The 13,473-nt window shown below is 74.6% G+C and carries 12 protein-coding genes and 1 pseudogene; 4 read left to right on the plus strand and 9 right to left on the minus strand.

Going from position 1 to position 13,473, the window contains the following annotated elements:
• Positions 1 to 4: 4 nt before the first annotated feature.
• Complete coding sequence (gene trpC, locus JQN84_RS16365; protein WP_204959630.1) at positions 5 to 808, minus strand: indole-3-glycerol phosphate synthase TrpC; 804 nt, start codon at positions 806 to 808, stop codon at positions 5 to 7.
• A gap of 478 nt (positions 809 to 1,286) precedes the next feature.
• Here trpC and JQN84_RS16370 point away from each other — a divergent pair, with 478 nt between their 5' ends.
• On the plus strand, positions 1,287 to 1,547 hold the full coding sequence (locus JQN84_RS16370; protein WP_204959230.1) for a hypothetical protein: 261 nt from the start codon (positions 1,287 to 1,289) through the stop codon (positions 1,545 to 1,547).
• Here the strand turns inward: JQN84_RS16370 and JQN84_RS16375 are convergent.
• The 5 genes and pseudogenes from JQN84_RS16375 to JQN84_RS16390 all read right to left on the minus strand — a co-directional run bounded on the left by JQN84_RS16375 (position 1,540) and on the right by JQN84_RS16390 (position 6,240).
• On the minus strand, positions 1,540 to 2,130 hold the full coding sequence (locus JQN84_RS16375) for a Trp biosynthesis-associated membrane protein (RefSeq protein ID WP_204959231.1): 591 nt from the start codon (positions 2,128 to 2,130) through the stop codon (positions 1,540 to 1,542). The two genes, JQN84_RS16370 and JQN84_RS16375, sit on opposite strands and share 8 nt — an antisense overlap.
• Positions 2,127 to 3,680: an anthranilate synthase component I gene (locus JQN84_RS16380; RefSeq protein ID WP_204959232.1), complete on the minus strand. Its 1,554-nt coding sequence runs from the start codon at positions 3,678 to 3,680 to the stop codon at positions 2,127 to 2,129. The genes JQN84_RS16375 and JQN84_RS16380 overlap by 4 nt, the downstream gene beginning before the upstream one ends.
• The gene (gene hisI, locus JQN84_RS32580; protein WP_372445994.1) at positions 3,677 to 4,120 is read right to left on the minus strand and encodes a phosphoribosyl-AMP cyclohydrolase; all 444 of its coding nucleotides are present in this window, start codon (positions 4,118 to 4,120) and stop codon (positions 3,677 to 3,679) included. The genes JQN84_RS16380 and hisI overlap by 4 nt, the downstream gene beginning before the upstream one ends.
• 147 nt (positions 4,121 to 4,267) lie before the next feature.
• Positions 4,268 to 5,137: pseudogene (locus JQN84_RS32585) on the minus strand (hypothetical protein); the annotation flags it as partial.
• A gap of 116 nt (positions 5,138 to 5,253) precedes the next feature.
• Positions 5,254 to 6,240, minus strand: coding sequence for an aldo/keto reductase (locus tag JQN84_RS16390; protein ID WP_204959234.1), 987 nt, complete (start codon positions 6,238 to 6,240; stop codon positions 5,254 to 5,256).
• A gap of 192 nt (positions 6,241 to 6,432) precedes the next feature.
• Between JQN84_RS16390 and JQN84_RS16395 the strand changes: the two genes are divergently transcribed.
• From JQN84_RS16395 to JQN84_RS16405, 3 genes are read left to right on the plus strand one after another with little or no spacing between them, the layout of a single operon-like run.
• The gene (locus JQN84_RS16395) at positions 6,433 to 7,173 is read left to right on the plus strand and encodes an ABC transporter ATP-binding protein (RefSeq protein ID WP_204959235.1); all 741 of its coding nucleotides are present in this window, start codon (positions 6,433 to 6,435) and stop codon (positions 7,171 to 7,173) included.
• Entirely contained in the window at positions 7,170 to 7,925 is a 756-nt protein-coding gene (locus tag JQN84_RS16400) for an ABC transporter permease (protein WP_204959236.1), read from the plus strand. The genes JQN84_RS16395 and JQN84_RS16400 overlap by 4 nt, the downstream gene beginning before the upstream one ends.
• A gap of 5 nt (positions 7,926 to 7,930) precedes the next feature.
• Positions 7,931 to 8,620, plus strand: a complete 690-nt coding sequence (locus JQN84_RS16405) for a TetR/AcrR family transcriptional regulator (protein ID WP_204959237.1) — start codon at positions 7,931 to 7,933, stop codon at positions 8,618 to 8,620.
• A gap of 129 nt (positions 8,621 to 8,749) precedes the next feature.
• Here the strand turns inward: JQN84_RS16405 and JQN84_RS16410 are convergent, their stop codons facing one another.
• From JQN84_RS16410 to JQN84_RS16420, 3 genes are all read right to left on the minus strand, one after another.
• Entirely contained in the window at positions 8,750 to 9,529 is a 780-nt protein-coding gene (locus JQN84_RS16410) for a DUF2470 domain-containing protein (RefSeq protein ID WP_204959631.1), read from the minus strand.
• A gap of 101 nt (positions 9,530 to 9,630) precedes the next feature.
• Positions 9,631 to 11,421, minus strand: coding sequence for an ABC transporter ATP-binding protein (locus JQN84_RS16415; RefSeq protein ID WP_204959238.1), 1,791 nt, complete (start codon positions 11,419 to 11,421; stop codon positions 9,631 to 9,633).
• Between the two features lie 101 nt (positions 11,422 to 11,522).
• Complete coding sequence (locus JQN84_RS16420) at positions 11,523 to 13,397, minus strand: ABC transporter ATP-binding protein (RefSeq protein WP_204959239.1); 1,875 nt, start codon at positions 13,395 to 13,397, stop codon at positions 11,523 to 11,525.
• Between the last annotated feature and the right edge of the window lie 76 nt (positions 13,398 to 13,473).

The raw sequence follows: 13,473 nt of genomic DNA on the forward strand, positions 1-13,473 counted from the left end.
CGGGTCAGCGCGTCGGGCGGGGCGTCGCCGGGTGGTTCCCGGCGTTGACCAGCTCGGCGACCGCCTCGCGGGGGCTCTTCTGGGTGACCAGCCCCTCGCCCACCAGGACGGCGTCGGCGCCGGCCGAGGCGTACCGGATCAGGTCGTGCGGACCCCGCACCCCCGACTCGGCGATCTTGACGACGCTGCTGGGCAGGCCGGGGGCGATCCGCTCGAACACCGACCGGTCGACCTCCAGGGTACGCAGGTCACGGGCGTTGACCCCGATCACCTGCGCGCCGGCCTCCAGGGCCCGGTCGGCCTCCTCCTCGGTGTGCACCTCGACCAGCGCGCACATGCCGAGCGACTCGATCCGCTCCAGCAGGCCGACCAGGGCGTTCTGCTCCAGCGCGGCGACGATCAGCAGCACCAGGTCGGCACCGTGCGCCCGCGCCTCGTGCACCTGGTAGCTGGAGACCACGAAGTCCTTGCGCAGGACCGGCACCTGCACGGCGGCCCGGACGGCGGCCAGGTCGTCGAGGGAACCGCCGAACCAGCGCCCCTCGGTCAGCACACTGATCGCCCGCGCGCCGCCGGAGGCGTACTCCCCGGCCAGCTCGGCCGGGTCGGCGATCTCGGCCAGCCGGCCCCGGCTCGGCGAGGAACGCTTCACCTCGGCGATCACCGCCACGCCGGGCTTACGCAGGGCCGCGTACGCGTCCAGCGGTGGCGGCGCGGCGGCGGCCAGTTCGCGCAGCCGCTCCAACGGAAGCTGCTCCTGCCGCCGGGCCACGTCCTCGCGGACGCCGGCCAGGATCTCGTCGAGCACGCTTGCGGACGCCGCCGATCCGGCCCCGTCCCCCTCTGCGTGCGCATGCTCAGCAGTCACCAACGGACTCCCCTCTCCGGGTGTCATGGGCCGATGCTAGGGGGCGCCACCTGGCGACAGTCGCCGGGGGTATGGCGCTCCTCACGAGATGGGCTGTGGCATGATGCCGGACCTCCGGTGAACGGAATGTCACGCAGCGCCACCGGGCCCGTCGGTGGGTGTCATCGACACCCGTCGTCCGGGACACCCCGGACCATCGATCGATGCCCATACGCTATGAGATCACGTCCGGGCCCGGAGCGCAGCTCGGGCGGTCCGGCCGGACGGCTGTGACCAAGCTCAAGAGCGGCCCTGCCACGCAGGTGGGGGCCGTTGACCGGGCCGTCACCCGGGCGAAACGTGAGCCCGGCAGCATCGGTGTCGGGCAGACTCGACGATGCGCCTGCCCACCATCGGATCTCATCGTGCGGGGTGACCTATGAGCACTGCGGGGCCGAACGCCGGCATCGGACTCACCACCATCTCCCGGACCGTCGCGGCGCTGGCCGTCGAGGTGGTGCACACCGTCGAACGCGTCGTGGTGGGCGAGGGCCGGGTGCGTACCGCCCGGGGCAACGCCTGGGAGGCGGTCTGCGCCGACCGGGCCCGCGCCGACCAGCGTGCCACCCTGGACCGGCTGGTCGCCGAGCTGGCCACCCGGGACCGGCAGGCCGCCCGCACGCCCCAGCCGGTCAGCTGACCGTCGGGTCCTCACCCCGGTCGAGCGCGTCCCACGCCTCCCGGTTGCCCCCCTCCGCGATCGGCCGGCCACCCGGCCGGGCCGGCCCGTCGGCGCGCACCGGCCGCTCGTAGCGGGCACCCATCGCCGGCCAGGTCGCGCCACGCCGCGCGGTGAACAGCCCACCGCCGGCCGCCACCAGCCCGCCGAGCAGGCAGAGCGCCGGCCACTGCCGGTGCGCCCCGACACCACCGGTGGCGACCAGCCCGTAGCCGCCGCCGGCCGCGACCGCCAGGCCGAGCAGCGCGACCAGGCCACCCAGCAGCCGTCGCACCCGCCCCCGGGTGGCCAGCACCGCGCCGCCGCCGGCCAACGCGACGAGCGCCAACGCCGACAGCCACGGCAGCAGGTCCGCCCCGGACCGCTCCTGCCGGCTCGGCGGCAGCGCACCCCGGGCGAGCACCTCCACCGACCAGGTCCGGGTCGCCGCCCAGGCCGCCAGGCCCGCGCCGGCCAGGCAGAGCAGCACCGCGTACGTCAGCTCGCGCCGGCCGGTCGACGGGCCGTCGGTCGCCGTCGTCGCGGTGGCCCCGGCGTCGCTCACCGCGCCGGTCGCAGGGTCTCGGCGGCGGCGATCGCGGCCAGCACGGCGGCGGCCTTGTTCCGGGTCTCCTGGTCCTCGGCGGCCGGCTCGGAATCGGCCACCACCCCCGCCCCGGCCTGCACGTACGCCCGGCCGTCGCGGATCAGCGCGGTCCGGATCGCGATCGCCATGTCGAGGTCGCCGCCGAACCCGAAGTAGCCCACGGTGCCGCCGTAGAGCCCCCGGCGCACCGGCTCCAACCCCTCGATGATCTCCATGGCCCGCACCTTCGGGGCCCCGGACAGGGTGCCGGCGGGGAAGGTCGCGGCCAGCGCGTCGAACGCCGTCCGGTCGTCGCGCAGGGTGCCCACCACGGTGGAGACGATGTGCATCACGTGGCTGTACCGCTCGATGGTGGCGAACTCCGGCACCTGCACGGTGCCCGGCCGGCAGACCCGACCCAGGTCGTTGCGGCCCAGGTCGACGAGCATCACGTGCTCGGCGCGTTCCTTCGGGTCGGCCAGCAGCTCGGTGGCGAGCCGGGCGTCGGCGACCGGGGTGGCCCCGCGCGGCCGGGTCCCGGCGATCGGGTGCAGCATCGCCCGCCGCTGCCCGTCGGCGTCGGTGTTGACCTTGAGGTGCGCCTCCGGGGACGAACCGACGATGTCGAACCCGTCGAAGCGGAGCAGGTACATGTACGGGCTCGGGTTGGTCGTGCGCAGCACCCGGTAGACGTCCAGCGGGTCGGCGTCGGTGGCCCGCTCGAACCGCTGGGCCAGCACGATCTGGAAGCACTCGCCGGCCCGGATCGCCTCCTTGGCCGCCTCGACCGCCTTGGGGTAGCCGCCGTCCGGGGTCCGGCTGACCACGTCACCGGCCGGCGGCCGGCCCACCGTCGAGATCATCGGCGGAATCGGTCGGGACAGCGCGGTGGTCATCGCGTCGAGCCGCCCCACCGCGTGGTGGTAGGCGGCGGTGACCCGCTCGGCCCGGTCCGGGTCATCCAGCGGCGGCAGGACCGCGTTGGCGACCAGGATCGCCGAGCCGTCGTAGTGGTCGAGCACCACCAGGTCGGTGGCGAGCATCATGCCCAGCTCCGGCACCCCGAGGTCGTCCTCGGTCAGCTCGGGCAGCCGCTCGAACCGGCGGATCAGGTCGTACCCCAGGTAGCCGACCATGCCGCCGGTCAGCGGCGGCAGGCCGGCGGCCGGGTCCGGCGTCCCCCCGGCGAGCGCCGCGACGGTCTCCCGCAGCACGTGCACCGGATCGCCGGAGACCGGCACGCCGGCCGGCGGGGTGCCGGTCCACTGCGCGACACCGTCCCGTTCGACCAGGGTGGCGCTGCTGCGCACCCCGATGAACGAGTACCGCGACCAGGCCATCCCGGCGGAGCCCACGCCCTGCTCGGCGGACTCCAGCAGGAAGGTGCCCGGCCCGCCGGCCAGCTTGCGGTAGACCCCCACCGGGGTCTCCGCGTCGGCCAGCAGCCGACGGGTCACCGGCACCACCCGCCACCGGGCCGCCGCCTCGACGAAGCCCGCCAGGTCGGGGCTGAGCGCACCGTCGGTCACGGTCGGACCCCCTGCACCACCGGGAGTTCGGTGAAGAAGCAGGTGCGCTCGCCGGTGTGGCAGGCCGCGCCGACCTGGTCCACGCCGACCAGCAGCGCGTCGCCGTCGCAGTCCAGGGCGACCGAGCGGACGTACTGGTGGTGGCCGGAGGTGGCGCCCTTGACCCAGTACTCCTGCCGGCTGCGCGACCAGTAGGTGGCCCGGCCGGTGGTGAGGGTGCGGTGCAGCGCCTCGTCGTCCATCCAGGCGACCATCAGCACCTCACCGGTGTCGTGCTGGCGCACGACTGCGGCGACCAGGCCGTCCGGGGTGCGGCGCAGCCGGGCGGCGACGGCCGGGTCGAGACGGGAGGGGCGGACCGCGCCGCCGGGTCCGCCGTCGCGGGGGGAAGATTCAGGTACGGGCACAGTTACCGATTGTCTCGCACCCGGCGCGGGCACCTGCGGGGCGTCCCCGACCGCCCGGGACAGCTGGGCGACGTACCGCTCCAGCCGACCGTCGCACAGGGCGCGGGCGAGGTCCGGGCCGGCGGTCTCGGCGACCCGGTCGGCGTACGGGCGCACCAGCGGGAGCACCCCGCTGACCAGGCGGGCGGCAGCGACACCGACCTCGACGGTGCCGCCGGGGCGTACCCCCAGGCAGAGCAGCATGTCGTCGCGGTAGCCAGCCGGCGCGACCGGCAGGTCCAGGGCGGCGGCGAAGGCGGCCCGGCGGGACGCCACCCGCACCCCCGGGTTGGCCGGGCGCAGCACGGACGGGCAGAGCCGGGCCAGGTCGGCGGCGGCCAGCCGGACGCCGATCGGGTCGTCGGCGGCGAGCGCCCCGGCCACCTTGCCGAGGGTGGCCACCAACTCCTCCAGGCGGGGCTGGTCGGCGGGCTGGCAGAGCACCGGCAGGTCGATCCGGCGACGCCAGGTCGGGTCGGCCCAGAGCAGCCGGGTGGGGGTGGTCACCGGCAGCCCGAACGCCCAGTCGGCGGGTTCGCCGAGCCGGTCGACCCAGGTGCGGACGTCCCGGGCGGCCACCGACACGTGCACGATCCGCCCGTCGACCTCGGCCAGGTAGGCCCGGCGGGCGTCGTACGGCGTCCCGGTCGGCCACCGGCCGCGGGTGGACCCGGCCGGTGGGTCGACCGGGCCGGTCGTCGCGCCGCGCCGCGCGCCGCCCGCCCGGCCCGACGGCCCCACCGGCGCGGACCGGCCCGCCGCACAGGGCTGCCCAGGTGCCACAGGCGGGGTCGACGCGCGGCACGGACCGGGCCCGCCCGACGTCGTCGCCGGGGTGGGCCCGGTCGTGCTCACCAGGACGTCGAGGTCGACGTCGCTGTACGCGGTGGCGGCCCGCCGGGCGTGGCTGCCCCGCAGCAGGATCCCGACCACCGGGCGCTCGGCGGACGCGCGCAGCCGGTCGGTCCAGTCGGCCAGGAAGGCGGCCTCCGGCAACGGAGCGTGATCCACCGCGCCATCGTGCCGTAGGCCCGATCGGGGCGCAATGCCCGAAGGCGGACTTCCTGTCCGGTCCGAAGGCTGACGCCCGGTCCGAAGCCAAGTGTCCGAAGATGTCGATCGATGGGCTAGTGCCCGACCGTCCGCATCCCGGCCGCCGGATACCGCTCGCCGGCCACCGCGTCGACGGGGACCGCCTCCCGCAGCCGGGCCTGCTGGTCGGCGGTGAGCCGCAGGTCGGCGGCGGCGGCGTTCTCCTCCAGGTAGCGGACCCGCTTGGTGCCGGGGATCGGCAGCACGTCCTCGCCCTGGGCGAGCAGCCAGGCCAGGGCGGCCTGGGCCGGAGTGCAGCCGATCTCCTCGGCCACCGCCCGGACGGCGGCCACCAGCCGCAGGTTGGCATCGAGGCTGTCCGCCGCGAAGCGGGGTGCCGCCGCCCGCCAGTCACCCTCGGTGAGCTGGTCCCGGCCGGTGATCGCCCCGGTGAGCAGCCCCCGGCCGACCGGCGAGTACGCCACCAGCGCCACCCCGAGCTCCCGGCAGGTGTCCAGCATCTCCCCCTCGACGTCCCTGGTGAACAGGGAGTACTCCATCTGCACGGCCGCGATCGGGTGCACCGCGTGGGCCGTGCGCAGCGTCGCCGGGCTGACCTCGGACAGCCCGAGCAGGCGTACCTTGCCCGCCGCGACCAGCCCGGCCATCGCCGTGACGGTCTCCTCGATCGGGGTGCCCGGGTCCCGGCGGTGCAGGTAGTACAGGTCGATGGTGTCCACGCCGAGCCGGCCGAGAGAGGCGTCGCAGGCCTCGCGGGCCCAGCCGGCGCTGCTGTCGACGTACGCCCCGGAGCCGTCGGCGTGCGGCCGGTTGCCGAACTTGGTGGCCAGGAAGACCTCGTCGCGGCGGGCCCGCACCACCGGGGCGAGCAGCCGCTCGTTGGCGCCGAAGCCGTACATGTCGGCGGTGTCGAGGTGGTTGACGCCCAGGTCGAGGGCGCGGTGCAGGGTACGCGTCGACTCGGCGTCGTCCTGCCCGCCGTAGGCGAAGCTCATGCCCATGCAGCCCAGTCCGATGGCGGACACCTCCGGGCCGTTGGCCCCGATCCGTCGACGGATCATCGTCCCTCCCCCTGGCGACGGCACGTGTCGATCCCGTGGTTACGCACTTCGAGTCCTCCTTCAGTGGGTCCGCCCGGGTCAGTACCCCGACCGGTGCGCCTCGAACAGCCCCGGCCACAGGGGTGTTGCGCGGCGGCGGAGAATTCAACTACCGTTGATTTCAACATGCGATGAGTTAATGGGAGGTGGGCGATGGACCAGGCCATCGCCGTCCGCGACCTCGTCGTCGACCGGGGTCGACGACGGGTGCTGGACGGCATCGGGTGCACGGTGCCGCGCGGCACGGTCACCGGGCTGCTCGGCCCGAGCGGCAGCGGCAAGACCACCCTGATGCGGGCCGTCGTCGGGGTGCAGACGATCAGCTCCGGCACCGTCACCGTGCTCGGCCATCCGGCCGGCGCGGCCGAACTACGCCACCGGGTCGGCTACCTGACCCAGGCCCCCAGCGTCTACGCCGACCTGACGGTCCGGGAGAACGCCCGCTACTTCGCCACCCTCCAGGGGCGCAGCGCCGCCGACGCCGACGCGGCGGTCGGCGACGTCGGCCTGGCCACCGCCGCCGGCCAACTGGTCGGCACCCTCTCCGGCGGGCAACGCAGCCGGGCCTCACTGGCCTGCGCGCTGGTCGGCGAGCCGGAACTGGTCGTCCTCGACGAACCCACCGTCGGGCAGGACCCGGTGCTGCGGGCCGACCTGTGGGCCCGGTTCCACGCCCTCGCCGCCGCCGGCACCACCCTGCTGGTGTCCAGCCACGTGATGGACGAGGCGGCCCGCTGCGACCGGCTGCTGCTGATCCGCCACGGCCGGCTGATCGCCGACGACACCCCCGACGCGGTCCGCGCCGCCACCGGGGTGGACGACCTGGAGGAGGCGTTCCTGCGGCTGATCCGGGCCGGCGGGGCCGACCCGGCGGGCACCGGGGAGGCGGCGTGAACCCGACGATCCTGGCCGCCACCACCGGCCGCATCCTGCGTCAGCTGCGGCACGACAGGCGTACGGTGGCGCTGCTGGTGGTGGTGCCGACGGTGCTGCTCACCCTGGTCTACTTCATGTACGCCGACCAGCCGACCCCGCCCGGTGCGCCGTCCCCCTTCGACCGGGTCGCCCTGGTGATGCTGGGCTTCTTCCCGTTCATCATCATGTTCCTGGTGACCAGCATCGCGATGCTCCGGGAACGCACCAGCGGGACGCTGGAGCGGCTGCTCACCACCCCGCTGGGCAAGCTCGACCTGCTGTTCGGCTACGGCATCGCGTTCGGGCTGGCCGGGGTGGTGCAGTCGACCGTCGCCGCCGCCGCGGCGTACCGGCTGCTCGGGTTGACCACCGCCGGATCGGCCGGGCTGGTCGTGCTGATCGCCGCGGTCAACGCGGTGCTGGCCGTCGCGCTCGGGCTGTTCTGCAGCGCCTTCGCCCGCACCGAGTTCCAGGCGGTGCAGTTCATGCCGGTCGTGGTCGCCCCGCAACTGCTGCTGTGCGGGCTGTTCGTGCCCCGCGACCAGATGGCCGGCTGGCTCCAGGCGGTCAGCGACGCGCTGCCCCTGTCGTACGCGGTGGAGGCCCTCCAGGAGGTCGGCGCGCACTCCGCACCGACCGGCCTGATGTGGCGGGACGTGTCGATCGTGGCCGGCGCGGCGGTGCTGGCCCTGGTGCTGGCGGCGGCGACCCTGCGCCGGCGCAGCGGGTGAGCCCGGTGGCCCGACGCACCGGCCGACGCCCCGGCAACCAGGACACCCGGGAGGCGATCCTCGCCGCCGCCCGGTCGGCGTTCGCCGAGCGCGGCTTCGACGCGGCCTCGATCCGGCAGATCGCCGCCGCCGCCGGGGTCGATCCGGCCCTGGTGCACCACTACTTCGGCAGCAAGGAGGAGCTGTTCCGGGCCACCGTCGACATCCCGATCGACCCGGCCGTGCTGCTGCCCGCCGTGCTGGCCGGCGACCCGGACGGGATCGGGGAGCGGCTCGTGCGCACGTTCCTCGGCGTCTGGGACTCGCCGGCCGGTGGGGCGGCGGTGGCCCTGCTGCGCTCGGCGACCAGGAGCGAGTGGACGGCCCGGCTGATGCGCGAGTTCCTGACCACCCAGGTGCTGCGCCGGGTGCTCGACCAGCTCGACCTGGACCCGGCGGAGCTGCCGCTACGCGGCGGGCTGGTCGCCACCCAGATGATCGGGTTGGCCATGATGCGCTACGTCATCCGCCTCGAACCGGTCGCCTCCGCCACCGCCGACACCCTGGCCGCCACCCTCGGCCCCACCATCCACCGCTACCTCACCGCCCCCCTCCCCCACTCCCCCACCGAACCTCCCGCCGCGCCTCGCACACCTCCCGCCGCGCCTCGCACGCCTCCCGCTGCGCCTCCCACGCCTCCCGCTGCGCCCCGGTGATCAAGAGGTTTGCGTCATGTCGGGAGATCGATTTGGCGCAAACCTCTTGATCACCGGGGCGGGACGGGGTGGGTGGGTGGAGGCGGGACGGGGGTGGGGTGGGGGTGGGGTGGGGTGGGGGTGGCGGGGCTAGTCGCGGTCGGGCCGGGTGTTGGCGGGATGGCGGTGCGGACGGGAGTGGGGGTGGGCGGCGGAGCGGGTGCAGAGCAGCGGGTGCAGCAGCCGGGACAGCTCCGCCAGGTCGGTCACCGGGTGCGGGAACGGCAGGCGGGCGCGACGCCTGTCGCCGGGGCCGCCGAGCGCCACGACCAGCCCGTACCGGTCGAGGCGGACCACCCGCGGTTCACCGTCGGCCAGACCGAGCCGGCGGCGCAGGTACGCCGTCACCTGCGGCCCGTGGTGGTCGGCGAGGTCGGCCAGCAGGGCGGCCTCGTCGGGGTGCACCGGGTCCGGTTCGGCGGCGGCGTACTCACCCGGGTCGACCCGGTGCACCACGCCGGCGGTGTCCAGCCGGGCCTCGGCTACCTCGAAGCGGTGCAGCCGGAACCGGCTCCCGACGTCGAGCAGGTCGCCGGTGGGGTCCACGGCGGCGAAGTCGACGGCCGCCCGACGGGCCGGGTCACCGGTCAGCGGCACCGCCCAGCCGGACACCCAGGCCCGGCCGGCCGACGGCGCACCGGCGGCCGGGGGCAGGTCGAGCACGTCGAGCACCACGGCGACGTCCCGCGCGGCGGCCGGGTCCAGCTCGGCGGCGAGGTCGCTGAAGACCGGGACGAGCAGCAGCACCCGCCCCTCCGCGTCGGTGGCGTGCCGGACGTGGAACGGGCCGGGCCGGTGGGCGAGGTGCACCAGGCCGGGTAACCGACCGGCCACCAGGGTACGAATCAGCTCAGCAGGGGTCGGAGCCACGGGCACCTCCGATAAAGGTTAGCCTTACCTAACCCGCAGAGTAGAGCACCCGGGAGACCACGTCCACCAGATGTGACTCCTACCGGTGGGCAACAGGTGGTTCAGCGGGTCTGCTCCAACCACGACGCGTAGAGCAGGGCGTACACCGAGTCGGGATCACGCAGCAGCTCCTCGTGCGGGCCCCGCTGGACGATCCGACCCCGGTCCACCACCACCACCTCGTCGGCGGCCTGCGCGGTGGACAACCGGTGCGCGATCGCCAGCGTCGTACGCCCCCGGGTCACCGCGTCCAGGGTGCGTTGCAGGCGTACCTCGGTGGCCGGGTCGACCGCGCTGGTCGCCTCGTCCAGCACCAGCAGGTCCGGATCGGCCACGTACGCGCGGGCCAACGCCACCAGCTGCCGTTCCCCGACGCTCAACGCCTCCCCCCGCTCCCCCACCGCAGTGGCCAGTCCGCCGGGCAGGCCGTCCAACCAGTCGGCCAGGCCCAGCTCGGTGAAGGCGGCCGTCAACTCCGCATCGGTCAGCTCGGGACGGGCGAAACGGACGTTCTCCCCGACCGTGGCGTCGAACAGGAACCCGTCCTGCGGCACCATCACCACCCGGGAACGCAGCGAGTCGAACCGCACCTCGTCAAGCGGCACCCCGGACAGCAGCACCTGCCCCTGCGTCGGGTCCATCAGCCGGGTGAGCAGCTTGGCGAAGGTGGTCTTGCCGCTGCCGGTCTCACCGACCACCGCCACCCGGCTCTTCGCCGCGATGTCCAGGGTGACGCCGTGCAGCACCGGCGGCCCACCCGGATAGGCGAACGTCACGTCGGCGAAGCGGATGTCCAACGGGCCGGCCGGCAGGTCCCGGCCCTGCTCCCCCGGATCGGCCACGTCCGGCGTGAGGTCGAGCACGTCGAGCACCCGCCGCCAGCCGGCGATCGCGTTCTGCGCCTCGTTGAGCACCTCGGTGGCGATCTGCACCGGCTGGATGAACAGGGTGACCAGGAACAGGAACGCGGTGAGCTGGCCGACCGACAGCGTCCGGTCCACCCCCAACGACACCCCGACCACCACCACCCCGGCCAGCGCCACCCCGGCCGCCAACTCCCCCACCGAGCTGCCCATGATGCTGATCCGGATGGCCCGCTGCTGGGCCAACCGCTGCCCCTCGATCGCCGCGTCCAACCGTCGGGCCGTCCGCCCGGAAACCCCGTACGCCCGGATCACCGGCGCACCCACCACACTCTCGGCGATCGTGCCGAGCAACGTGCCCGTCCGCTGCCGGACCACCCCGTAGGCCCCGGCCAGCCGACGCTGCAACAACCTGATGATCATGACCGCCGGCGCGAAGGCGACCAGCACCACCAGCGTCAACTGCCAGGAGTACGCCAGCATCACCGCCGTGGTGACCGCGAGCTGGCCCAGGTTGACGATGAGGATGACCCCGCCCCACTGGAGGAACTGGGTGATCTGGTCGACGTCGCTGGTCACCCGGGAGACCAGCGACCCGCGCCGCTCCGACTGCTGGTGCAGCATCGACAGGTCGTGCACGTGCCGGAACGCCCTGGTCCGGACGTTGGCCAGTGCGGTCTCGCTGACGGTGAACAGCCGCCGCATCATCAGGTAACCGCAGACGGTGGTGAGCACCAGGACCGCCGCCGTGGCGGTGACCACCGTGACGATCACCCCGAGATCCGGCCCGTCGGGGACGGCGATCCCCTGGTCGATGCCGCGCTGCACCGCCACCGGCACGGCCACCCGGCCGACCATGTAGACCAGCGCCAGCGCCAACGTGCCGGCCAACCCGGTACGCAGCTCGGGCGAGAGCGCCAACCCCCGCCGCAACGTCTGCCAGGTCCCCTCGGTCCGCTCGACCGGCTCGTCCCCGCCACCCTCGCCCACCGACGTCGACCTTCCGTTCCCGACCCCACGACCCCGCTGCGCTGCACTCCTCGCGCTCACCGGATTGCCCTTCCGCTCGCGACTGCGGGGCTCCGCTGCGCTCACCGGTCCACCTCGATCTCCAGGCCCGACGGCAGCGGGGCGACCTCGTCGTACGTCCGGTTCTGTTCGCGTTCCTGTTCGGCCTGCTCGTAGGCGGTGACCAGGTCGACGTAGCCGGGCACGGTGGCCAGCAGCTCGGTGTGGGTGCCCCGGGCCAGCACCCGGCCCTGCTCCAGATAGATCACCTCGTCGGCGAGCGCGATGGTGGCCCGCCGGTACGCCACCACCAGGATCGACGCGGCGGCCGGCTGCCCGGGTGCCGGGCCGCGCAGCCCGGCCAGGATGGCCGCCTCGACCCGGGGGTCGACCGCGCTGGTGGCGTCGTCGAGCACCAGTAACCGGGGCCGGCCGGCCAGGGCGCGGGCCAGGGTGAGCCGCTGCCGCTGGCCGCCGGAGAGCGAGGTGCCCCGCTCACCGACCATCGTGTCCAGCCCGTCGGGGAGGGCGGCGACGAAGCCGTCGGCCTCGGCCAGCCGCAGCGCCGCCCAGACGTCCTCGTCGTCGATGCCCGGCCGGTCCAGGCTGATGTTGGCCCGGACGGTGTCGTCGAAGACGAACGGCACCTGGGCGACCAGCGCGGCGGTCGAGGCGAGCGACGCGGCGGTGAGCCGGCGCACGTCCACCCCGTCGAGGGTGACCGTGCCGGAGTCCGGGTCGACCAGCCGGACCGCCAGCGAGGCGATGGTGGACTTGCCGGCGCCGGTCGGCCCGACCAGCGCCACCGTCCGCCCGGCGGGCACGGTGAAGGCGACCTCGCCGAGCACGGACGTGCCGGGCAGGTGCGCCTCGGCGGGCTCGTAGCCGAAGTGGACACCGTCGAAGGCGAGGGTCGCCGGGCCGGCGGCGTCGTCGAGGGTGACCTCGCCGTAGGGCATCTCACCGGTGGCGTCGAGCACCCGGCTGACCCGGTCCCACCCGGCCACGCTGCGCGGCAGCTCGGCCAGCACCCAGCCGATCGCCCGCACCGGGAAGGCCAGCACGGTGAAGAGGAAGGCGACGCTGACCAGTTCGGTGACGGTGATCGCGCCCTGCCGCAGCCGGATCGTGCCGACCACCAGCACGGCCAGGGTGCCGAGGCTGGGCAGCGTCTCCAGCAGCGGGTCGAAGACACCGCGCAGCCGGCCGACGGAGATCAGCGAGTCCCGCAGCTCCCGGGCCCGGCCGGCGAACCGGGCGGTCTCCTGGGCCTCCCGGCCCATGGTCTTGACCACCAGCGCGCCGTCGAAGCTCTCGTGGGCGATGCCGCTGACCTCGGCCCGCAGCCGCTGGGCGCGGGCCTGGCGGGGGGCCATCCGGCGGGAGTAGACCACGTTGAGCGCGAACAGGGCGGGGAACACTGCCAGCCCGACCAGGGCGAGCGCCCAGTCGGTGACGAACAGCGAGCCGACCGCGCCGACCAGCATCACCAGCGTGCCGACCGCGAACGGCAGCGGCGCGATCGGGTACCAGGCCGCCTCGACGTCGGAGTTGGCGTTGGACAGCAACGTGCCGGTGGCGTTGCGGTGGTGCCAGGCCAGCGGCAGGTCCAGGTAGCGGCGGGTGACCCGGCGACGGTAGGCGGCCTGGAGGCGGAACTGCATGTAACCGGCCCCGAGCCGACGGCCGAAGATGCCGACCACCCGCAGCACGCTGATCCCGAACAGCGCCACGGCGGCCAGGGCCACCGTGCCGGTGCCGACCTCGCCGGCCTCGACCGCCGGCACCACCACGTCGCCGACGACCGCGCCGACCACGTACGCGCTGGCGATCACCAACCCGCCGAAGAGCACGCTGCCGGCGACCGCGACCGCGAAGATGCGCGGTTGTTCCCGGATCGCCCGGCCGAGGACCCACAACCCCCGGCGGATCACGTCCCGACTCGTCCCGCTCGCCACGCTCTCCCCCGCCGTAAGCCGCAATTATCTCCCTTATCCTTACCGGTCCCGGCCACCGCCGCCGCCCGGCGGCCTA

The sequence above is a fragment of the Micromonospora humidisoli genome (assembly GCF_016900955.1).
GTDB classification, from domain to species: Bacteria; Actinomycetota; Actinomycetes; order Mycobacteriales; family Micromonosporaceae; genus Micromonospora; species Micromonospora wenchangensis.

Coding starts and splice junctions, on each gene's coding strand:
- JQN84_RS16390 (WP_204959234.1), bottom strand. CDS start 6,240: ATGATCCGTCGACGGATCGGGGCCAACGGCCCGGAGGTGTCCGCCATC.
- JQN84_RS16395 (WP_204959235.1), top strand. CDS start 6,433: ATGGACCAGGCCATCGCCGTCCGCGACCTCGTCGTCGACCGGGGTCGA.
- JQN84_RS16370 (WP_204959230.1), top strand. CDS start 1,287: ATGAGCACTGCGGGGCCGAACGCCGGCATCGGACTCACCACCATCTCC.